Genomic DNA, 21,356 nt, shown 5'->3' with positions numbered 1-21,356 from the left:
CCACCGTCGACGCCCGAAGTTCGATCAACGAGGAGTGCGCGTGCACGCTTGGCCAGGTTCCCGGTACCCGCTCGGCGCCACCTTTGACGGCGCGGGCACCAACTTCGCGCTGTACTCCGAGGTGGCCGAGTGGGTCGAGCTGTGCCTGTTCGACTCCACGGGCAAGGAGGCCCGGATCGGCCTGCCGGAGGTGGACGGCTTCGTCTGGCACGGCTACCTCCCGGCCGTCGGCCCCGGCCAGCAGTACGGCTTCCGGGTCCACGGTCCGCATGACCCGACGGACGGGAAGCGCTGCAACCCGCACAAGCTCCTGCTCGACCCCTACGCGAAGGCCGTCACTGGCGCCGTCGACTGGGACGAGTCGGTGTTCGGCTATCCGTTCGGCGACCCCGACGGATTCAACGACGCCGACTCGGCCGCGTATACGTTTCGGGGTGTGGTGGTCAATCCGTTCTTCGACTGGGCCAACGACCGCGCCCCGAAGACGCCGTACAACGAGTCGGTCATCTACGAGGCGCACGTACGCGGGCTGACGATGCTGCACCCGGACATCCCCGAGCAGCTGCGCGGCACCTACTCGGCGCTGGCCCACCCGGTGATGATCGACTACCTGACCGGCCTCGGGGTCACCGCGGTCGAACTGATGCCGGTGCACGAGTTCCTGCACGACCACGGCCTCACCGAGCGCGGACTGCGCAACTACTGGGGCTACAACACGATCGCCTACCTGGCGCCGCATGACGGGTACGCCTTGAAGCTCAACAGCCCGGGGAGCCAGGTCCAGGAGTTCAAGGCGATGGTGCGCGCGCTGCACGAGGCGAACATAGAAGTGATCTTGGACGTGGTCTACAACCACACCGCGGAAGGCAACCACCTCGGTCCGACGCTGTCGCTGCGCGGCATCGACAACGAGACCTACTACCGGCTCGTCGACGACGACCGCCGCTACTACATGGACTACACCGGCACCGGCAACTCGCTCAACGTGCGCCCGTCGCACACGCTGCAGCTGATCATGGACTCGCTGCGCTACTGGGTGACCGAGATGCACGTCGACGGGTTCCGCTTCGACCTCGCCGCCACCCTGGCCCGCGAGTTCTACGACGTCGACCGGCTGGCCACGTTCTTCGACCTGGTGCAGCAGGACCCCGTGATCAGCCAGGTCAAGCTGATCGCCGAACCGTGGGACGTCGGGCCCGGCGGCTACCAGGTCGGCAACTTCCCTCCACTGTGGACCGAGTGGAACGGCATGTACCGCGACACCGTGCGCGACTTCTGGCGCGGCGAGCCCGCCACGCTCGGCGAGTTCGCCTCCCGCATCACCGGCTCGTCGGACCTCTACCAGGACGACGGCCGCAGGCCCTACGCGTCGATCAACTTCGTCACCGCGCACGACGGGTTCACCCTCAACGACCTGGTTTCCTACAACGAGAAGCACAACGAGGCCAACGGCGAGGGCAACCGCGACGGCGCCGACGACAACCGGTCGTGGAACTGCGGCGCCGAAGGGCCGACCGAGGACGAGAAGGTCAACGACCTGCGCGCCCGGCAGCGCCGCAACCTGCTGGCCACCCTGCTGCTGTCGCAGGGCACGCCGATGCTGCTGCACGGCGACGAGCTCGGCCGAACCCAGCAGGGCAACAACAACGGCTACTGCCAGGACAACGAGCTGTCCTGGGTGGACTGGTCGCTGCTGGACAAGAACTCCGACCTCCTCGAGTTCACCAAGGCGGTCATCGAGTTGCGGCGCGACCACCCGGTGTTCCGGCGGCGGCGGTTCTTCGCGGGCAGGCCGATCCGCAAGGGCGACGAACTGCGCGACATCGCCTGGTTCACCCCGTCGGCCGAGGAGATGTCCGAACAGGACTGGGAATCCGGGTTCGGCCGGTCGATCATGGTGTTCCTCAACGGCGACGCCATCGGCGACCTCGACCGGCGCGGCGCGCGCGTCCACGACGACTCGTTCCTGCTGTGCTTCAACGCCCACGACGACGACATCGAGATGATCGTGCCCGACGCGAGCTACGGCGCCCAGTGGAGCGTCGTGCTCGACACCGCGAGCGGCGAGGTGTTCAGCGTGTCCGGCGAGGGGATCGTCCTCGGCGTGGTCGCGGGCGACCGGCCCACCACGGCGCGGACGTTCGCCGCGGGCGAGGGCATCAACACCCAAGCCCGGTCGCTGCTCGTGCTGCGGCGCACGGAGGCCCAGCCTTGATCCCCACGTCCACCTACCGGGTGCAGGTGCGCCCGGGCTTCGACCTCGACGCCACCGCCGAGTTGGTGCCCTACCTGGACCGCCTCGGCGTCGGTGCCGTGTACACCTCGCCGCTGCTGGGCGCCGCCCCCGGCTCCACCCACGGCTACGACGTGGTCGACCCGACCACGGCCAACCCGGAGTTGGGCGGGGAGCCTGCCCGCCTGCGGCTGGTGGCCGCGGCCCGAGCCGCCGGGGTGGGTGTCGTGCTGGACCTGGTGCCCAACCACATGTCCGTCGAGGTCCCCTCGGCGAACCGCTGGTGGTGGGACGTGCTCGAGCACGGGCCGGAGTCCCGGTACGCGACGTGGTTCGACATCGACTTCGCCGCGGGCCCGATCCTGCTGCCCGTACTCGGCGACGACTCCACCCTGCGACTGCGGGACGGCAGGCTGGCGTACCACGAGCACGAGTTCCCGATCGCGCCCGGAACCGAGGGGGGCACCGCGGCCGAGGTGCACGAGCGGCAGCACTACCGGCTGGTGGACTGGCGGCGCGGCAACGCGGAACTGACCTATAGGCGCTTCTTCGACGTCACCACCCTCGCCGCGGTCCGGGTCGAGCTGCCCGAGGTGTTCGAGGGGACGCACGGCGAGGTGCTGCGCTGGGTGGCCGCGGGCGAGGTCGACGGCCTGCGCATCGACCACCCCGACGGCCTGGCCGACCCGGGCGGCTACCTGAGGACACTGCGGGCTCGCGCGGACTGTTGGCTGGTGGTGGAGAAGATCCTCGCCGCGGGCGAGTCGCTGCCCGCGTCCTGGCCGGTCCACGGCACGACCGGCTACGACACCCTGCGGGAGGTGTGCGGGGTGTTCGTCGACGCGGCGGGCGAGGAGCCGCTCACCGAGTTGGCCGCGAAGTTCGGTGGAATCGACTTCCACGCCGAGGAGGAGCGCTGCCGCAGGCTGATCACCTCCCGCTCACTGGTGGCCGAGATGCGCCGCATCGCCGCGCTCGCCCCAGGTGTGCCCGCCGACGCGGTCGCCGAGCTGATGGTGGCGTTCCCGGTGTACCGCTCCTATCTGCCGGAGGGCACGGGGCACTGGACGGCGGCCGTCGAGCGGGCGCGGGCGGTCCGGCCGGACCTCGCGTCGGCGATCGACGTGCTGGACCGGACTGTGCGGTCCGATCCCGGCGGGGAACTGGCGACAAGGATTCAGCAGACGTCCGGCATGGTCGTGGCCAAGGGGGACGAGGACACCGCGTTCTACCGCTACCCGCGGCTCACCGGGCTCAACGAGGTCGGTGGCGCGCCGGACCGCTTCGGCGTCTCCCTCGCCGAGTTCCACGCGGGCGCGGCGGCCCGTGAGGCCGGGTGGCCCGCTGGGATGACGACTCTGTCGACCCACGACACCAAGCGCTCGGAGGACGTGCGGGCCCGGCTCGCCGTGCTCGCGGAAATCCCCGGGGAGTTCGCCGACGCGGTGCACCGGTGGTCCGCGCGGTGCGGGCTGCCCGAGCCGACCCTGGAGCTGCTGGCGTGGCAGTCGCTGGTGGGCGCTTGGCCGATCACCCCGGAACGGCTGTCGGCGTACCTGGACAAGGCGGCGAAGGAGGCGAAGGTCCGCACCTCGTGGGTCGAGCACGACGACGAGTTCGAGGCGGCGGTGCGAGCCTGGCCCGCGGCGGTGCACGCCGAGCTGGGGTCCGAGGTCGCCGAGTTCGTCGAGCGGATCCGGCTGCCGGGATGGTCCAACGCGCTCGGGCAGAAGCTCGTCCAGCTAGCCGGACCGGGTGTGCCGGACGTGTACCAGGGCACCGAGCTGTTCGATCTGTCCCTTGTGGACCCGGATAACCGGCGACCGGTCGACTTCGCCGCGCGGACCCGGCTGCTGGACCGGTTGGAGTCCGGCTGGCTGCCCCCGGTGGACGACACGGGAGCGGCGAAGCTGCACGTGGTCCGCACGGTCCTGCGGCTGCGGCGGTCGAGGCCGGAGCTGTTCAGCGGCTACCGACCGCTCCACGCCGACGGTCCCGCCGCGGCCCATGTCCTGGCGTTCACCCGCCGGTCCGACCTCGTCGCGGTCGCCACCCGGCTGCCGGTGGCCTTGGCCCGGGACGGCTGGCGCGACACCGTGCTCGCCCTGCCGGGCGCCGGGCGGTGGACGGACGCGCTGACCGGTCGCGAAGTCCACGATCCCCTTGCGCCCCTGGGGGATCTGCTGTCCACCTACCCGGTCGCCCTCATGCACCGAGAGGACGTGCGGTGACCCGCTCCGACGAACACTTCTCCGTATGGGCGCCCCACCGCGACCAGGTCCGGCTGGCCCTTGGCCCCAACACCCACGACATGGCCCGCGACGACCGCGGCTGGTGGCACGCCGAGGTTCCCGGGACCGGCGACGGCACCGACTACGCGTTCCTCCTCGACGACGACGACACGCCGCTGCCCGACCCGCGATCGCTGTGGCAGCCCGCGGGGGTGCACGGACCGTCGCGGCGGTACTCGCACGAGGCGTTCACCTGGACCGACCAACGGTGGGCGGGTCGCCCGCTTGCCGGCGGTGTTGTCTACGAACTGCACATCGGCACCTTCACCGAACAGGGCACGTTCAACGCGGCGCTGGAGCACCTCGACCACCTGGTCGACCTCGGGGTCGACTTCGTCGAGGTGCTGCCGGTCAACGCGTTCGACGGCACCGCGGGCTGGGGCTACGACGGCGTCCTGTGGGGCGCGGTCCACCAGCACTACGGCGGGCCGACGGCGTTCAAGCGGTTCGTCAACGCCTGCCACGAACGCGGGCTCGGCGTGCTGCTCGACGTCGTCTACAACCATCTCGGTCCCTCGGGCGCCTACCTCGACCGGTTCGGCCCGTACTTCGCCGGGCGCACCATCTGGGGCCCCGCCCTGAACCTCGACGGACCCGACTCCGACGAGGTGCGCCGCTACGTGATCGACAACGCCGTCGGCTGGCTGCGCGACTTCCACCTCGACGGCCTGCGCCTCGACGCGGTGCACGCACTGGTCGACAAGGGTGCCACGCACCTGCTGGAGGAGATGGCGGCCGAGGTCGACGCGCTCGCGGCCGGGCTGCGCAGGCCACTGCACCTGATCGCGGAGTCCGATCTCAACGACCCCAAGCTCGTCACGTCCCGCGACGCAGGCGGCTACGGCTTGCAAGCCCAGTGGTGCGACGACCTGCACCACGCCCTGCACGTCGCGCTGACCGGCGAGACCGACGGCTACTACACCGACTTCGGCGCACCGGGCGCTCTGGCGACGACGCTGCGGCAGGCGTTCTTCCACGCGGGCACGTGGTCGTCGTTCCGCGGCCGAACCCACGGCAGACCGGTCGACCCGCGCCGCACGTCCGGCCACCGGTTCCTGTGCTACCTGCAGAACCACGACCAGGTCGGCAACCGCGCCCAGGGCGACCGGATGACCGCCACCATCTCCCACGAACGCATGCTGTGCGGCGCGGCCATCGTGCTCTGCTCCCCGTACACCCCGATGATCTTCATGGGCGAGGAGTGGGCGGCCACGTCGCCCTGGCAGTTCTTCGCCTCCTTCGAAGACCCGGACCTCGCCGCGGCAGTCCGCGACGGCCGCCGCAAGGAGTTCGCCGAACACGGCTGGGGCGAACAAGAGGTGCCGGACCCGATGGACGTCGCCACGGTGATCCGCTCGACCCTGCCATGGGGAGAACTGCACGACCCGGCCCACAAGTCGGTCTACGACACCTACCGCGCCCTGATCGCGCTGCGCCGGACCCACCCGGAACTCGCGGACCCGCGCCTGGACCGCTTCCGCATCGATACTCACGGCGACTGTCTGGTCCTGCACCGTGGGGACCGGCGGGTGGTGGTCAACCTGGGTGCGAGGGAGGCGCAGATCGTCCTGGACGGGCACCCGGGACCGGTGCTGCTGTCGAGCGCGGACATCGAGTCGACCGGCACCCACCTCCGCGTCCCACCGGAGTCATTCACGGTCGTGTGACCGGCCGCGCCCGCTTTCGCCAACCCACCAGCCGTACCAAGCCGTGCCCGCCTCAACCCAAAGCCCGCCGCCCTTGGGCGCGGCAGACGGAGGCAGGGCTGGGCCGGCCAGGCGGGAGTGGAGTTGGGCGAACCTGGTTGGGATGGGGGCGGGCCCGGACGGGCAGGAACCAACACCCGTGGCGATCACGCGGGTCGACCGACCCTGCCGTGGCGGGCTGACCCGCCAGGTGTCCCATGGCCGGTCCGTGGCCGAAGTCAGGCGGTGCGCGACGTCGTCGATGTCGGCGTGAGCCCGGCCGAGCCGACAGGCTGGGACTTGGGCGAGGCCGCGACCGGCCCGGGCAACCAGACCGCCACCCGATGCACCGCCTCCCCTCCCCATCCTGGCGCTTTTCCCGTTTCCATCCCGCCCGACCCCCACCCCCCTACCAGCTTTAACGGATATCTTGATAGTCGATACTTAATAAATATAATTAGGTGAAAACCATCTCAGATTGCCGGATCAGGCGTGGCGGACGACAGTGAGAGCCGACCGGTGGCGCCATCGGGGCGCTGCCCCGGCCGGAAGGAACGACCGTGTTCGCACGATCAACCACAGTCCAGGGCCGCCCGGAGAACATCGACGCGGGCATCGCCAACATCCGTGACCAGGTCATGCCCACACTGCGCGACATGGAGGGGTTCGTCGGCATCTCCCTGCTGGCCGACCGGCAATCCGGTCGCTGCATCGCGACCACGGCGTGGGAGACCGAGGAGACGATGCGGGCCAGTGAGCCGAAGCTCCGCCGGCTGCGAGAACAGACAGCTGAGATGCTCGGGGCCCGTCCCCAGGTCGACGAGTGGGAGATCGCCGTCCTGCACCGCGACCACACCTCACGTCCGGGCGCGTGTGTCCGCGCCACCTGGATGCGGTTCGACGCCGACAAAGCCGACCAGGCCGTCCAGACCTACAAGATGACGGCCCTGCCCGCAATGGAGGAGTTCGACGGTTTCTGCAGCGCCAGCCTCCTCATGGACCGGGAGTCCGGCGTCGCGGTCTCCTCGGTCACCTACGACAGCCCCGAGGCCATGGAACGCGCCCGCACCCACGCGGACACCCTGCGCACGGGGAGCGGCGAGGAGGCCGGCGTCGACATCCTCGACGTCGTCGAGTTCGAGCTGGCCCTGGCCCACCTGCGGGTGCCGGAAATGGCCTGAGCAAAGGGTCCATGCCCCGGCCGGACGGGCGGTTGCTTGGATGAGCGGGTGACCGTTCATGACACCGCCAAGCAGCTGCCCGAGATCCCCGTCCTCCTCGACCACTGCCGCGCCATGGCCATGGTCGAGGCGATACTCGATCCGGAAGGGACCGAGCGCTACCACTCCTTCGATTCCACGTGGTCCGAGACCGAGGAGACCGCGCTCATGCGCGACGGCTCGGGCGACGAGTACGCGGTCGTCTTTTGCCCCGCGGGCGCGTACATCCGCGGGTTCGCGCACGAGTCACCCATGAGCCCCTATGAAGCAGACGATGCGGACACGGTGTGGCCGGGCGTGCTCGACGACGTCCCGGAGGCGTTCCGGCCGCAGGTCGAGGAACCGGCGTTCTCCGACGAGGAGGGCATTCCGGTCGTCACCGCCTGCCTGTGGCGGGAGAGCGGCGACGACCGGTGGCGAGCGGGGACGATCGAGTTCCCCGAGTCCGATGAGGGCGTCGAACCCGACGAGTACGTGGCGGATCCGGATGGCGCGGCCTCCCTGTTCCGTCTGCTCGCCGACCGCTCGGCCGAGTCGTATCGGGAGTGGGCCGCGGACTATTACGACAGGCCGGTCGACCTGGCGGCCGTCCGCCACATCTTCGCGATGCTGCCGCTGACCGCCGAGGTGGTCAGGGCGTTGAACAGCGACCTCACGCTGGATGATCTCGCCGAGGACATCCAGGAGATCGGGTATCCCGCGGCTTGATCGGGCAAACTGTCCCCCGAAATGTCACTCAAGTGCTGGGGGCACGATGAACAATCCGATACGGCTGTACATGTCGATGTCGCTCGACGGCTTCATCACCGGCCCGGACGACAGCCCGGGCCAGGAGCTCGGGCGCGACGGCGGGCGGCTGTTCAACTGGCTCGACGACCGGAACTCCGACGGCCCGAGCGGGCAGGTCTACCGCGAAGCGATGGCCACCGGCGCGATCATCTCCGGGCGCCGCACTTTCGAACTCGCCGGGCGCTGGCAGGGCGACCACCACGACGGGGTGCCGATCTACGTCCTCACCCACCAGTTCGACGAGGATGACGTGGTGTCGGACAACACCCATTTCGTCACCGACGTCGAGGAGTGCGCCCGCCAGGCGCGCACGGCCTCCGGGGACCGTCCGGTGATGGTCCACGGTGCGGGCGCGGCGCAGGCGCTGCTCCGCGCCGGGCTGATGGACGAGATGGAGATCCACTTGGTCCAGGTCCTCCTCGGGGAGGGCCGCAGGCTGTTCGACAACCTCGGCGGCGACCACATCGAACTCGACCTCGTCCGCAGGCTCGAGGATCGCGACGTCACGCACCTGCGCTACCGCGTGCGCCGCCCGGGCGAGGCCGGATGAAGACGATCCTCGTCGCGTTCCGCGTCACCGACCTTGACCGCTCACTCGAGTTCTACACCGCCCTGGGCTACGTCGAGCTGGGAAGGGTCCCGGGCGACGACAGCTGCCTGGTGCTCCTCAAGTTCCCCGAAGAACCGGCGGCCACGTTCGAACTGGTCCACCGTCCAGGCGACGGGCCCGTCGACGTGGGCAGCGGTTTCGACCACCTCGCCATCCAGGTGGACAACCTGGCCGACACCCTGCAGCGGCTGACCGAAGCGGGCCTGGAGCCAGGACCGCTCGAGCACCCGGGCGGCCCTGACGGCCCGAAGACGTCGTGGCTCACCGACCCGGACGGCTACCGGGTCGAGTTGGTGCAGTGGCCGCCGACGCTTCCCGACGGCATCACCGCGGCCACTTTCGCCTGAGGCAGCACGCAATGGAGGCGGTGGGGCCAAACCCACCGCCTCCGGCCGTCACAGGCCCATGTCCTTGGCGATGATCGTCTTCATGACCTCGCTGGTGCCGCCGAAGATGCGGTTGACCCGGTTGTCCGCGTACAGCCTGGTGATCGGGTACTCGTTGATGTAGCCGTAGCCGCCGTGCAGCTGCAGGCACCGGTCGATCACCCGGCTCGCCGCCTCGGTGGCGAAGAGCTTGACCGACGCGGCATCGGCGGCGGTGAGGTCGCCGTCGTCGTGGGCTTCCAAGGCTCGGTCGACGACCGCTTCGAGGGCGTCGACCTCGGACTTGCACGCCGCCAATTCGAACTTGGTGTTCTGGAAGGCCGCGACCGGCTTGCCGAAAACCTCCCGCTGGCTGACGTAGTCCTGGGCGAACCGCACGGCGGCCTTGGCCTGGGCGTACGCGGCGAAGGCGATGCTGAGCCGCTCGCGGGGCAGGTTCTGGCCCAGGTAGGAGAAGCCCTGATTCTCCTCGCCCAGCAGGTCTTCCACCGGGACACGCACGTCGGTGAAGGAGAGTTCCGCGGTGTCGGAGACCCGCAGGCCCAGCTTGTCGAGCTTGCGGCCCACCGCGTAGCCCTCGGACTTGGTGTCGACCACCAGCAGCGAGATGCCGAAGCGGCGGTCGTTCTCCGCGGGCGAAGCGGTGCGGGCGCACACGATGACGCGGTCGGCGTGCACGCCGCCGGTGATGAACGTCTTGGCGCCGTTGAGGATGTAGTGCGTGCCGTCCGCGGAGAGCTTGGCGGTGGTGCGCATCCCCGCGAGGTCCGAGCCGGTGCCGGGCTCGGTCATGGCGATGGCGAACATCGTCTCGCCGGAGACGAAGTCGGGCAGCCAGCGGCGCTTCTGCTCCTCGGTGCCGTAGGCGAGCAGGTATGGCAGGCACAGCGCGACGTGGACGCTGCTGCCGCCGAAGCTCACCCCGGCGCGGGTGAGTTCCTCGGCGATGACGGCCTCGTACTTGAAGGACTCCTCCCCCGCCCCACCGAACTCCTCGGGCACCTCGATGCCGAAGACGCCCAGCGCGCCGAGCTTCAGGTACAGGTCGCGCGGGACGATGCCCGCGGCGAGCCACTCGTCGTAGCCGGGAACCACCTCGGCTTCGATGAAGGCGCGGACAGTCTGCCGGAATGCCTCGTGGTCTTCGGTGAAAACGGTGCGGCGCATGGGTTTTCCTTAAGTCTCGGGAGGATGGTCAGTCGGCCAGGCGCAGGATGAGTTTGCCCGTGTTCTCCCCGCCGAACAGCTTGTTCAGGGTCGCGGGGAAGGCGTCGACACCGCCATCGACGATGTCCTCGCGGGCGACGAGCTTGCCCTCGGCGATCCAGCCCGCGAGTTCCTTGGCGGCTTCGCGGAAGCGGTTCGCGTAGTCGAAGACCACGAACCCCTCCATCCGGGCGCGCGCGACGAGCAATTGCATGTAGTTCTTCGGGCCGTGCACCGACTCGGTCGCGTTGTACTGCGAGATCGCGCCGCAGATGACCACCCGGGCACCGCGGGCGAGGCGGGCCAGCACGGTGTCGAGCATCTCGCCGCCCACGTTGTCGAAGTACACATCCACGCCCTTGGGCGCGTGCTCCTTCAGGGCCGCCTTCAGGTCGTCGGACTTGTAGTCGATCGCCGCGTCGAAGCCGAGTTCGTCGACCAGCCAGCGGCACTTGTCCGCGCCGCCCGCGATGCCGATCACCTTGCAGCCCTTGAGTTTCGCGATCTGGCCGACCAGCGACCCGGTGGCACCCGCGGCGCCGGACACGACAACCACGTCGCCCTCCTTGGGCGCGCCGACGTCGAGGAGTCCGAAGTAGGCGGTCATGCCGGACATGCCCAGGGCGCCGAGCCAGCGGGCGGGCGGGGCGACGTCGAGGTCGACCGGCAGCAGGTCGTCGCCGCGCAGGACGGCGTACTCCTGCACGCCCACAGCGCCGGAGATGTAGGCGCCTTCGGCGAACCGCTCGTCACCGGAGGCGACGACGCGGCCGACACCCGCCGCGCGCATGACCTCGCCGATGCCGACCGGCGGGATGTAGGAGCGGACGTCGTTCATCCATCCGCGCATCGCCGGGTCCAGCGACAGGCACAGGGTCCGCACGAGCACCTCGCCCGCGCCGGGCGTGCCCACGGGCTCCTCGGTGAGCTGCCACGAACTCTCATCGGGCAGCCCGACCGGGCGCGCGGCGAGACGGATCTGACGGTTGGTCGTTGGCACTGAAATCTCCCGTTATCGCTGTTCAGGCCCCTGTCGACCATGGTGCCGCCGACCGCCCCGGACGAATTACAGACATCTTCCTCAAGATGCACTATATTCCTTCGCTGTGAGTATCACCAGGGAACCCCGCAGGCCGGTGGGCAGGCCGGCCGCCGCGACCCGGGACGAGGTGCTCGCGGCGGCCCGCCGGGCGTTCATCGAGGGACGCCGAATCGAGGTGCGCGCGATCGCCGCGGAGTTCGGGGCCTCGCGGGCGACGATGTACCGGTGGTTCGGCTCACGCGAGGGTCTGCTCGCCGAGGTGATCCTGGGCGAGATGGCGGCATTGTTCGACCGGGCCGACGCGAACACGTCCAGCCGCGGCGCCGCGCGGGTCCTCGACAGCCTGGACACGGTCAACCGCTGGCTGATCGACAGCCCGCCGCTGCGCGCTTTCCTTGCGGCGGAACCGACCGGGTTGCAGGTCATGACGTCGAGTTCCGGCCTCGTGCACCCAGGCGTCGTGCGCATCGCGGCGGCTTACCTCGAACGCGTGGCCGCCGAGGACGATTTCCGCCCGCCGATCGAGATCACGACGCTGGCGTACGCGATGGTCCGGCTGGGCGAGGCGTTCGTCCACGACGACTCCCCCGCGGGCATGCGCCACGAGATCGGCAGACTGCGCGAGGTCCACTCCGCACTACTCGGCCTCGCCCGGTAGGAGCAGGATCTCCGCCGTCAGCCTGCCATGCCGTAGACGCGATCCACCTGCAGGCGCAGGACAAGCCTGCCCTCAGCGACCATCGCGGCGCGGTACTCATCCCAGTCGGGATGTTCGCCGCGCAGGTTTCGGTAGAGCTGCACCAGTTCATCGGCGGTGTCGTCGTGCGGGTGGCTGGTGACGTCGGAGAGATCAGCCGTCGCCTCGGCCACCGCGTAGCTCCAGCCGTCCTCGCTGCTGACGTGGTAAGTGGCCCGAGGGTCGCGGCGCAGGTTGGCGGTCTTCGCCCGGCCGTCGGTGACGGAGACGCGGATGACGCCCTCGCCGCGGTCGAAGTAGTGCAGCACATTCGAAAGCTGCGGCCTGCCGTCGCGCTTGAGGGTGACCAGCACCCCGAACGGGCGCGACTGGAGCAGCTCGTACAACGCGTCCTCAACCATGATCACGCCAACCGCGCGGGCGGCCGCCGTATTTCCGTGGCACGAGGTTTCACCCGTTTCGGTGACGACAGCGTTCACCTTCGGGGAAGGCGACGTCGATAGCTTCGAAGTATCGGAGTCGACCAAGGAGAAGCAGTGAGTGACAACAACGGACACATCATCATCCTCGGCGACGGCCAGGGCGGCGGCTTCCCCAACATCACCACCGACGACGGCGGCCACACCGAGACCGGGCCAGATGGGGAGGAGGTCACCATCCTCGACAGCCGACGCGCGACGGTCGACCCGCAACGAGGCTGACGCCGGGTCTCGAACCAGCCCGCCCAGCCGTCCCCACCCGAGACCGAGTCGAGCCGACCGGACAAGACCAGCGCCCCGGCCGCACCCACCCCCACCGAAGGCCAAAGACAGAGCCGATCAGGCAAGCCCAGTCGTCTTGGCCGCGCTCATCGTCACTGGGCGACGGGAGGCTACCGAGCCGAAGATCTCGTGGTCGTTGAGGAATCCTTCGAGCGCGAAAGTGGCCGCTCCCAGACTCACCGGGTTGTGTGGCAGGGAGCAAAGCCGCAGGTCGACCGCGCGGAAGGGCTCGGCCAGGGCGTGGTCGGCGGCGATTTCGCGGGTCACACGCAGGAGTCGCTCGCCGAGCTTCGCGGCCACCCAGTCGCTCAGGACCAGGACCTGCGGGTTGACCATGTTGATCAGGTTGGCCACGGCGGCGCCCAGGTAGCGGCCGGTCTTCGCGATCACCGCCAGCGCGACCTCGTCCTCGTCGTCGGCGGCGCGGGCGACGGCCTCGATGGTCGCCGCCTGATCGTCGGGATCGAGCAGGGTGCTGCCGGGGTCGGCCTCGGCCAGCGTGCGCATGATTCCCGGGGCGCCGACGTACGTCTCGACGCACCCGGCGCTGCCACACCGGCAGGGCCTGCCGTCGAGCACGAGGCACGTGTGGCCCCACTCACCCGCGCTGTTCGTCACGCCTCGTAGCAGGGAGCCGTCTACCGCGATGCCCGCGCCGACGCCGGTACGCAAGGTGATCACGACGAGGTCGTCCACCCCGCGACCGGCGCCGAACCACATCTCGGCGACCGTGGCCGCCTTGAGCGGGTTGTCGAGGAACACCGGCAGGTTCAGCCGCTCGGCCAGCATCGCGCGCAGCGGAACGTCGTGCCACGCCCAGTAGGGCGAGAACACCGACACCCCGCCCTCGGGCTCGACCTGCCCGGGCACGCTGACCCCGATCCCGAGCACCTGGTCGCTGGGCACGTCCGCGGCCTTCAGGAGCCGTGAGACCAGACCCACCAGGTGCTCGATCACGTCGTCCGGCTTGCTGTCCCGCTCGGGCAGCGGGTGGCGCAGTTCGTGCCGCGTGGTCATCGACAGGTCGAAGAGCTCGACGTGGATGAACGTCTCGGAGATGTCGACGCCCACCAGCGCGCCACGGCGGGGGTTGACCGCGAGCGTGGAACGGGGCCTGCCAGCGCCGGTGTTCTCCTGGCCCGCCTCCAGCAGCACCCCCGCGTCGAGCAGTTCCGCGGTCAGGTTCGCCACGGTCGCGAACGACAGCCCGGTCGCGGTCGCGATGTCCTGCCTGCTCACCGGGCCTGGCGCGGCATAGACGCAGCGCAGCGCGTCGAACCGGTTGCGCCTGCGGATGTCGCGCGCGGACCGCTTGATCATGTCGACGCCTCTCGGCAAGGAACCTGGTCGCGGCTAGTTCTACCGGTTCTTCCAACCGTTGTAAATATTGGCCGAGGGTATTTACAACGGTTAGACGAAGTCTTAGCGTTTCGCCTCGAACCAAGCGAGGGAGAAGCCGCGATGCACGTCATGCCGTGTGCGCCACCACCGGGGAACCTCACCGAAGGCCCAGTCTGGGACGCCCGCGAACAGGTGCTGACCTGGGTGGACATCCTTCCCGGGCTGATCCACACCGCCGAGTTCGTCCCACGGCCGGGGGTCCCGGACCTGCGTCTGGTGGACACGGTCAGCCTGGGCCAGGCCGTCGGAGCCGTGGTGCCCCGCGAGTCCGGTGGCCTGCTGGCCGCGGCCGGAACAGGGTTCCGATCAGTGCCCGGCAACGGTGAGTTCGCCGCACTGGACCTCCCGAACGACGGCGTCGCCCGACGGATGAACGACGCCAAGTGCGACCCGCGCGGCAGGCTGCTGGCCGGGACGATGGCCTTCGACGCCCGGCCCGACGCGGGCGCGCTGGTCAGCCTCGACCACGCGGGCAGAGTCCGGACGCTGCTCGACCCGGTGACGATCTCCAACGGCCTGGGCTGGAGTCCCGACGGACGGCTGCTCTATTACGCCGACAGCGCGACCAAGCGGGTCGACGTCTTCGACTACGACCTGGAGACCGGCGACCTCAGCGGCAGGAGGACGTTCGCCGAGTTCGCCGACGGCGAGCCCGACGGCCTGACCGTGGACGCGGCGGGCCGGGTCTGGATCGCCGTCTGGGGTGCTGGGCAGGTCCGCTCCTACCACCCGGACGGTTCCCCGCACATGACCGTGCCGGTCCCGGCCGCGCACGTGTCGAGCTGCACGTTCGCCGGACCCGATCTGGATGTCCTGGTGATCACCACGGCAGGCGAAGGACGCTCCGCCGACGACCTGGCGGGCGAACCGGATGCCGGGCGGCTCTTCGTCTGCAGACCCGGCGCCATCGGGCTGCCCGCGACACCGTTCGACGACACCCCACCGAGTTGGAGCACCTGATGCGACTGGACACCGCCCTCGACCTCACGCCGGTGATCGCCATCCTGCGGGCGAGCTCGGCGAAGCACCTCGTCGCCGTAGCCGAAACCCTGCGAGAGGCCGGAATCCGCGCGGCGGAGTTCACCCTGACCACGCCCGGCGTGTACGAGGCGCTGGCGGGCTTCGCGGCGGACGGGATGGCGCTGGGCGCGGGCACGGTGACCACCCGCCACGAAGCGCGGCGCGCGGTCGAGGCGGGCGCGGGCTACCTCATCTCCCCCGCCGTCTGCCTCGACGTCATCGCCGAGGCCCGCGTGCTCGGCGTGCCCGTGTTGCCCGGCGCGTACACCCCGACCGAGGTGCTCACCGCCTGGCAGGCCGGGGCGGGTCTGGTCAAGCTGTTCCCGGCCGCGACCGGCGGTGTCGCGCACCTCAAGGCGATCCGGGCACCGCTGCCCGACGTCGAACTGGTCCCGACCGGCGGCATCGGCCTCGACGACGCCGCCGCCTACCTCGACGCGGGCGCCCGCGCGGTCGGCATCGGCGCCCCACTGGTCGGCGACGCCTGCGAAACCGGCGATCTCGGCGCGCTGCGCACCCGCGCCACCGCGCTGATCGATCGGATTCGGCGATGACCGCGGCCGGCGGCCCGCTGACGGACGGTCGGGCACGCAAGCCCGCACTGGTCACGCTCGGCGAGGCGATGGGGGTCGTGGCCTGCACCGAAGCGGGTCCGCTCGCCGTGGGCGGGGGTGCCCGGCTGTCGTTCGCGGGTGCCGAGGCCACGGTCGCCATCGGGGTCAGCAGACTCGGGCACCGCGTCGCGTGGGTTGGGCGGGTCGGTGACGACGCCGTCGGCTCGATGGTCCTCAGTGGACTGCGTGGCGAGGGGGTCGACATCTCCGGCGCACGGGTTGAGCCCGGCGTGCCGACCGGGCTGATGTTGCGCGAGCGGCGCACCGCCGACCGCACCCGGGTCGCCTACTACCGGCGCGATCTCGCAGGCTCCCACCTCTCCCCCGCCGACATCGACGCCGAGGTCATCGCGGCGGCGCGCGTCCTGCACCTCACCGGGATCACTCCCGCGCTCGGCGACACCGCGCTCGCCGCCGTCCGCGAGGCGGTTCGGGTGGCGAAAGCGGCCGGGACCGCCGTGTCGATCGACCTCAACTACCGGGCGCTGCTGTGGTCGCGGGCGGCCGCTTCGGTGGTGCTCGGATCGCTGGTGCCGCAAGCCGACCTCGTCTTCGCCGGACCCGAGGAAGCGTCGCTGATCGTCGGCGAGGACGAGCCCGGAGGGATGGCGCGGGCGCTGAGCGCGCTCGGCCCAGCCGTGGCCGTGCTGAAGCTCGGAGACCAGGGCGCACTCGTCCACACCGTCGGTGAAATCCTTGTGCAGCAAGCATTTCCGGTCACCTGTGTCGACCCGATCGGGGCAGGCGACGCGTTCGTGGCGGGCTACCTCGCGGGCACCCTTGACGGGTCCGACGCCGCGCGCTGCCTGCGGCTGGCGGCGACCTGCGGGGCGTTCGCGGTGTCCGCGGCGGGCGACTGGGAGGGCCTGCCCAGCCAGGGCGACCTGCGGCTGCTCGACGGGGCCGATGTCAGCCGATGAAGGGATATGAACCCATGAAACGATTCCACGGGAAGGTCGCGGTGGTCACCGGTGCGGCCTCCGGCATCGGCGCGGCGAGCGCGATCCGGTTCGCCGCCGAAGGCGCGGCCGTGGTCGTCGCCGACATCGCCGACGATGCGGGCGAACACGTGGCCGAGAAGATCCGCGCGGAGGGCGACCGGGCGGCGTACGTCCACTGTGATGTGTCCTCCGAGGACGACTGGGCGGTGCTGCGGGACCGGTCCCATGAGCTGTTCGGACCAGTGGACATCCTGCACAGCAACGCGTTCATCCACCTCAGCAGGCCGGCGCACGAGCTGCCGGTGGCCGCGTGGGACCACGAGCTGTCGGTCAACCTCAGGGCCCTCTACCTCGCGGCCCGCACGTTCATCGATGACCTGCGCGCGCGGCGCGGCTGTGTCGTGGCCACGTCCAGCGTGCACGCGGCGTTCGGTCTTCCCGGCTACCCGGCGTACGCGGCGGCGAAGGGCGGGCTGAGCGCGCTCGTCCGCCAACTCGCGGTCGAGTACGGCCCGCATGTGCGGGTCAACTCGGTGCAGCCCGGACCCATCCTCACCGAGTCGTGGCGCGACGTCGACAAGGCGGGGCGCGAGCTGTCGGCGGGCGCGACCGCGCTGGGCAGGCTTGGTCTGCCCGAGGAGGTCGCCGCCGCGGCCGCCTTCCTGGCCTCCCCCGAGGCCGCCTACATCACCGGAGCCAGCCTGGTCGTCGACGGCGGCTGGAGCGTCAAGAAGGAGTCCCTGTGAAGATCACGTCCCTGACCACCTACCTGGTGGCGCCCCGGTGGTGCTTCCTCAAAGTCGAGACCGACGAGGGGATCACCGGCTGGGGCGAACCGGTCATCGAAGGTCGGGCGCACACCGTCGCCGCCGCCGTCGACGAACTGTCGGACTACCTGATCGGCCAAGACCCGCTGCGGATCGAGGACCACTGGCAGGTGCTCACCAAGGGCGGCTTCTACCGCGGCGGGCCGATTCTCTCCAGCGCGGTCGCGGGCATCGACCAGGCGCTGTGGGACATCACCGGCAAAGCGCTCGGTGTGCCGGTGTGGCAGCTGCTCGGCGGCCGGGTGCGCGACCGGATCCGGATGTACAGCTGGATCGGCGGCGACCGGCCCGGCGACGTCGCCGAAGCCGCGCTGCAGCGCAAGGAGCAGGGCTTCACCGCGATCAAGATGAACGCCTCGGCCGAACTGCGGCTGCTCGACACCCCGAAGGCGGTGCAGGGCATCGTCGACCGGCTGGCGGCCGTGCGCGCCGCGGTGGGCGACGAGTTCGACATCGCGGTCGACTTCCACGGGAGGCTGACAGTCCCCATGGCCCGGCGGGTGCTGCCACTGCTCGAACCGCTGCTGCCGATGTTCGTCGAGGAACCGGTCGTGCCGGAGATGAGCGAGCACATCGGCGACATCGTCCGCTCGACCAGCATTGCGATCGCCACCGGGGAACGACTGTACTCCCGCTGGGACTTCAAGCCCGTGCTGGCGCAGGGCATCGCCGTGGCCCAGCCGGACCTGTCCCACGCGGGCGGCATCTCGGAGGTCCGCCGCATCGCCGCGATGGCCGAGGCCCACGACGTGTCGCTCGCCCCGCATTGTCCACTTGGGCCGATCGCGCTCGCCGCGTGCCTGCAGGTCGGGTTCGCCACGCCGAACCTCCTTATCCAGGAGCAAAGTCTGGGCATCCACTACAACGAGGGTTCCGACCTGCTCGACTACCTGGTCGACCCCGGCGTGTTCGACTACGCCGACGGCCACGTCGCCTTGCTCACCGCCCCCGGACTCGGCATCGAGGTAGACGAGCACGCGGTGGCGAAGGCCGCCGAGACCGGCCACCGCTGGCGCAATCCCATCTGGCGCCGCGACGACGGCTCCCTCACCGAATGGTGAAGGAGGGGTCATGTGGTGATCACGCCCCGAGTGCGTCGGCGATCTCCCGGGCAGCGGCACGGGCGGTGGGGCCGACACCGATGAGGGTCGCGGACGCGGGACCGGTCCAGTCGCCGTAGCCGAGCAGGTGCAGGCGTGGTTCGTCGACGGCGCGGGTTCCCACGGTGGCGATGTGGCCGTTCTCGGTGCGCAGCCGCAGCGGGGTGAGGTGGCTCAGCGCCGGACGGAAGCCGGTGCACCAGATGATCGCGTCCACCGCCTCTTGGGTGCCGTCCGCCCAGACCGGGCCGGCCTGGTCGAGCCGGGCGAACATCGGCCGGGCGGTGAGCAGGCCGTGGCCGCGGGCCTGTCGCACCGCTGGCACCGCGACGATGTCGCCGAGGCCCGCCACGCCCGCGTCGTCGGCCTCGCCCTCGTCCAAGGCCTGCTTGCGGCGGGTCGCCACGTCGAACAGGGCGCGGCCGTCGATGTGGTCGGGCAGGTAGCGCGGTGGGCGGCGGGTCACCCAGAGGACGTCGGCGGCGGCGGTCAGGTCGGCGGCGATCTGGGCTCCGGAGTTCCCGCCACCCACGACGACCACCCGGGTGCCTGCGAACTCTGCCTGCCCACGGTAGCCGGCGGTGTGCAGCTGCCGTCCGCCGAAGGCGCCCGGGATCGCCGGGACGAACGGGCGCCACCACGTGCCGGTGGCACTGACCACGAACCGCGCGGACCACTCGCCGGCGTCGGAGACCACGCGCAGGCGGTCGCCGTCGGGGCGGACTTCATGCACGCGCGCGGGGCGGATGACCGGCAGGTCGTAGCGCTTCTCGTAGTCGGCCAGATAGTCCACGACATGCCCGGCCGTCGGGTAGCCGCCGTCGGCGCGAAACGGTGGCATCGGCCTGCCCGGCAGTGAGCTGTGCCGCGCGGGCGAGAACAGCCGCAGCGAGTCCCAGCCGCGGGTCCAGGCGCCACCGGGCTCGGTCTGGGCATCGAGGATGACGAAGTCGACGCCCGCGCGGCGCAGGTGGAAACCCGCCGCGAGACCGGCCTGACCTGCGCCGATCACCACGGCGGGGGAGTGTTCAGCCACGGTGGTGGCCGTGGGGTGTTCGTGTCACCAGAGCAGTCTGGCCGATGGCGACACCCGGCAGCGAACGGGCTTACTTGCCCAGTCGCGCGGTGAGCAGCGCCTTGCCCTGCTCGGCGCCCTTGCGGCTCTCACCCTGCGCCCGGCGGAAGAACTCCGCGAGTTCCGAGTCGCCCGCTTCCTCGGCGTCCCGGATGTAGGTCTCCATGCGCAGGGCGTTGCTCAGGCAGGACTCGACGAACCAGATGATGTTGTAGTCCTTGTCCTTCGTTCCGGTCACTTCGCCTGCCTCGCTGATCGACACAGCTCCTCCTCGGTTGTTCGGGTTGCCGGTTTTCGGTTACCCGGCCGGTCGAGGAGGAAACACGGTCAGTGCGGCGGGGTCTCGTCGTTGTAGAGGCGCGTGACGACGGAGCCGTCGCGGGTGATGTAGCCGTTGATGATCCCCAGCGTGCTGTGCGGTGTGGCGAGACGCCCCCGGGGGTCGAGGGCGATGGCCCCGCCGGTCGCGCCGAGCGCGGGGATCTTCTGGGTGATGACCTTCGCTGCGGCGTCCTGCACGGCGGCCCCGGTGTACTCCATCAGCGCCGAGATGTCGTAGGCGGCGACGCCGCGGATGAACACCTCACCCGTGCCGGTGCACGACACCGCGACCGTGCGGCTGTTGGCGTAGGTCCCCGCGCCGATGACCGGTGAGTCGCCGACGCGCCCAACCAGCTTGTTGGTCAGGCCGCCGGTCGAGGTGGCGGCGGCGACGTCGTTCTGTTTGTCGACGGCGACCGCGCCCACGGTCTGCCCCTCGGTGACACTCGGCGGCACGGATGGCGGGTTCTTCGCGGTGAGCAGTGCGTCCCACCGCCGCTGGGTGAAGAAGTAGTCCTGGGTGGTGTACGCGAGACCGTTCTGTAAGGCGAAGACGTCGGCGCCCTTGCCCGCCATGAGCACGTGTCGGGAACGCTCCATCACCATGCGCGCCAGCGAGATCGGGTTGCGCGTGTTGTGCACGCCGGCGACCGCCCCGGACCGCAGGTCCTTGCCGTTCATGATCGAGGCGTCGAGTTCGTGTTCGGCGTCGGTGTTGAACACCGCTCCCTTGCCCGCGTTGAAGTTCGGGTCGTCTTCGAGCACCCGCACGGCCGCCTCCACCGCGTCGAGCGCGGGGGCGCCCGCGGCGAGCAGCCCCGCCCCGGTCCGCAGCGCCTTCTCGATGGCGTCGCGGTAGGCCTTCTCCTGGACCGGCGTGAGGGCGCCCCGCGGCAGCGAGCCCGCCCCGCCGTGTACGGCCAGCACGACGTCACGGATCACCGAGCCACCCGGCGCGGCCTGTGCGGCGGCGGGCACGCCGACCGCGAGCGCGGGGCTCAGCGCCGCCGCGGTGATCACTGTGCGGCGGGGCAGTTGCGTCGACATCTACCGACCTCCTCGTCGGACCGGAAAGTTCTTCCCACCCTGGCGATCCCGGGAGGTCGGCGCAAGATCCGTTCGGGGGCAGGCACCTGT

At 70.4% G+C, this 21,356-nt stretch carries 21 protein-coding genes; 14 read left to right on the top strand and 7 right to left on the bottom strand.

The window, feature by feature from the left end:
• The first annotated feature begins 40 nt into the window (after positions 1-40).
• From glgX to GPZ80_RS00840, 7 genes are all read left to right on the top strand, one after another.
• Complete coding sequence (gene glgX / locus GPZ80_RS00870; protein ID WP_187217793.1) at positions 41-2,215, top strand: glycogen debranching protein GlgX; 2,175 nt, start codon at positions 41-43, stop codon at positions 2,213-2,215.
• On the top strand, positions 2,212-4,464 hold the full coding sequence (treY, locus tag GPZ80_RS00865; protein ID WP_187217792.1) for a malto-oligosyltrehalose synthase: 2,253 nt from the start codon (positions 2,212-2,214) through the stop codon (positions 4,462-4,464). Before glgX ends, treY begins: the two co-directional genes overlap by 4 nt.
• Entirely contained in the window at positions 4,461-6,191 is a 1,731-nt protein-coding gene (gene treZ / locus GPZ80_RS00860) for a malto-oligosyltrehalose trehalohydrolase (RefSeq protein WP_187217791.1), read from the top strand. Before treY ends, treZ begins: the two co-directional genes overlap by 4 nt.
• Before the next feature lie 578 nt (positions 6,192-6,769).
• Positions 6,770-7,390 (top strand): antibiotic biosynthesis monooxygenase, encoded by a 621-nt coding sequence (locus GPZ80_RS00855; RefSeq protein WP_187217790.1) that lies wholly within the window; start codon positions 6,770-6,772, stop codon positions 7,388-7,390.
• A gap of 48 nt (positions 7,391-7,438) precedes the next feature.
• On the top strand, positions 7,439-8,137 hold the full coding sequence (locus GPZ80_RS00850; protein ID WP_187217789.1) for a hypothetical protein: 699 nt from the start codon (positions 7,439-7,441) through the stop codon (positions 8,135-8,137).
• Between the two features lie 46 nt (positions 8,138-8,183).
• Positions 8,184-8,768, top strand: a complete 585-nt coding sequence (locus GPZ80_RS00845; protein ID WP_187217788.1) for a dihydrofolate reductase family protein — start codon at positions 8,184-8,186, stop codon at positions 8,766-8,768.
• On the top strand, positions 8,765-9,175 hold the full coding sequence (locus tag GPZ80_RS00840; RefSeq protein WP_187217787.1) for a VOC family protein: 411 nt from the start codon (positions 8,765-8,767) through the stop codon (positions 9,173-9,175). Before GPZ80_RS00845 ends, GPZ80_RS00840 begins: the two co-directional genes overlap by 4 nt.
• 48 nt (positions 9,176-9,223) lie before the next feature.
• On the opposite strand, the gene GPZ80_RS00835 is transcribed toward GPZ80_RS00840, so the two are convergent.
• Positions 9,224-10,381, bottom strand: coding sequence for an acyl-CoA dehydrogenase family protein (locus GPZ80_RS00835; protein ID WP_187217786.1), 1,158 nt, complete (start codon positions 10,379-10,381; stop codon positions 9,224-9,226).
• Positions 10,382-10,409: 28 nt separating this feature from the next.
• Positions 10,410-11,420: an NADP-dependent oxidoreductase gene (locus tag GPZ80_RS33570; protein WP_312880044.1), complete on the bottom strand. Its 1,011-nt coding sequence runs from the start codon at positions 11,418-11,420 to the stop codon at positions 10,410-10,412.
• A 106-nt stretch (positions 11,421-11,526) separates the two neighbouring features.
• Between GPZ80_RS33570 and GPZ80_RS00825 the strand changes: the two genes are divergently transcribed.
• Positions 11,527-12,120: a TetR/AcrR family transcriptional regulator gene (locus GPZ80_RS00825; RefSeq protein ID WP_187217785.1), complete on the top strand. Its 594-nt coding sequence runs from the start codon at positions 11,527-11,529 to the stop codon at positions 12,118-12,120.
• 17 nt (positions 12,121-12,137) lie between these two features.
• Here GPZ80_RS00825 and GPZ80_RS00820 read toward each other — a convergent pair whose 3' ends face one another.
• Entirely contained in the window at positions 12,138-12,560 is a 423-nt protein-coding gene (locus GPZ80_RS00820) for a PPOX class F420-dependent oxidoreductase (protein ID WP_187217784.1), read from the bottom strand.
• Positions 12,561-12,695: 135 nt separating this feature from the next.
• Here GPZ80_RS00820 and GPZ80_RS00815 point away from each other — a divergent pair, with 135 nt between their 5' ends.
• Positions 12,696-12,860, top strand: coding sequence for a hypothetical protein (locus tag GPZ80_RS00815; protein WP_187217783.1), 165 nt, complete (start codon positions 12,696-12,698; stop codon positions 12,858-12,860).
• A 117-nt stretch (positions 12,861-12,977) separates the two neighbouring features.
• Here the strand turns inward: GPZ80_RS00815 and GPZ80_RS00810 are convergent, their stop codons facing one another.
• Positions 12,978-14,240 (bottom strand): ROK family protein, encoded by a 1,263-nt coding sequence (locus GPZ80_RS00810; protein WP_187217782.1) that lies wholly within the window; start codon positions 14,238-14,240, stop codon positions 12,978-12,980.
• 141 nt (positions 14,241-14,381) lie between these two features.
• Between GPZ80_RS00810 and GPZ80_RS00805 the strand changes: the two genes are divergently transcribed.
• Genes GPZ80_RS00805 through dgoD form a run of 5 tightly spaced genes read left to right on the top strand, consistent with a single transcriptional unit; the run spans position 14,382 to position 18,784 of the window.
• On the top strand, positions 14,382-15,281 hold the full coding sequence (locus tag GPZ80_RS00805; protein ID WP_187217781.1) for an SMP-30/gluconolactonase/LRE family protein: 900 nt from the start codon (positions 14,382-14,384) through the stop codon (positions 15,279-15,281).
• On the top strand, positions 15,281-15,895 hold the full coding sequence (locus GPZ80_RS00800; protein WP_187217780.1) for a bifunctional 4-hydroxy-2-oxoglutarate aldolase/2-dehydro-3-deoxy-phosphogluconate aldolase: 615 nt from the start codon (positions 15,281-15,283) through the stop codon (positions 15,893-15,895). Before GPZ80_RS00805 ends, GPZ80_RS00800 begins: the two co-directional genes overlap by 1 nt.
• Positions 15,892-16,875 (top strand): sugar kinase, encoded by a 984-nt coding sequence (locus tag GPZ80_RS00795; RefSeq protein WP_187217779.1) that lies wholly within the window; start codon positions 15,892-15,894, stop codon positions 16,873-16,875. Before GPZ80_RS00800 ends, GPZ80_RS00795 begins: the two co-directional genes overlap by 4 nt.
• 14 nt (positions 16,876-16,889) lie before the next feature.
• Positions 16,890-17,642 carry an SDR family NAD(P)-dependent oxidoreductase gene (locus tag GPZ80_RS00790; RefSeq protein WP_187217778.1) on the top strand — a complete coding sequence of 251 codons (753 nt, stop codon included), beginning with the start codon at positions 16,890-16,892 and terminating at the stop codon, positions 17,640-17,642.
• Positions 17,639-18,784 carry a galactonate dehydratase gene (dgoD, locus tag GPZ80_RS00785; RefSeq protein ID WP_187217777.1) on the top strand — a complete coding sequence of 382 codons (1,146 nt, stop codon included), beginning with the start codon at positions 17,639-17,641 and terminating at the stop codon, positions 18,782-18,784. The genes GPZ80_RS00790 and dgoD overlap by 4 nt, the downstream gene beginning before the upstream one ends.
• Before the next feature lie 19 nt (positions 18,785-18,803).
• On the opposite strand, the gene GPZ80_RS00780 is transcribed toward dgoD, so the two are convergent.
• The 3 genes from GPZ80_RS00780 to GPZ80_RS00770 form a co-directional block, all read right to left on the bottom strand.
• Positions 18,804-19,859, bottom strand: coding sequence for an ArsO family NAD(P)H-dependent flavin-containing monooxygenase (locus GPZ80_RS00780; protein ID WP_187217776.1), 1,056 nt, complete (start codon positions 19,857-19,859; stop codon positions 18,804-18,806).
• A 70-nt stretch (positions 19,860-19,929) separates the two neighbouring features.
• A complete protein-coding gene (locus GPZ80_RS00775; RefSeq protein WP_187217775.1) occupies positions 19,930-20,160 on the bottom strand; it encodes a hypothetical protein in 231 nt (76 codons plus the stop codon).
• 65 nt (positions 20,161-20,225) lie between these two features.
• Positions 20,226-21,266 (bottom strand): isoaspartyl peptidase/L-asparaginase family protein, encoded by a 1,041-nt coding sequence (locus tag GPZ80_RS00770; RefSeq protein ID WP_187217774.1) that lies wholly within the window; start codon positions 21,264-21,266, stop codon positions 20,226-20,228.
• Between the last annotated feature and the right edge of the window lie 90 nt (positions 21,267-21,356).

Source organism: Actinokineospora xionganensis, assembly GCF_014323725.1.
Classification (GTDB): Bacteria; Actinomycetota; Actinomycetes; order Mycobacteriales; family Pseudonocardiaceae; genus Actinokineospora; species Actinokineospora xionganensis.
Note: the sequence above shows the minus strand (reverse complement) of the source record. Positions and strands in the feature narration are given on the sequence as shown.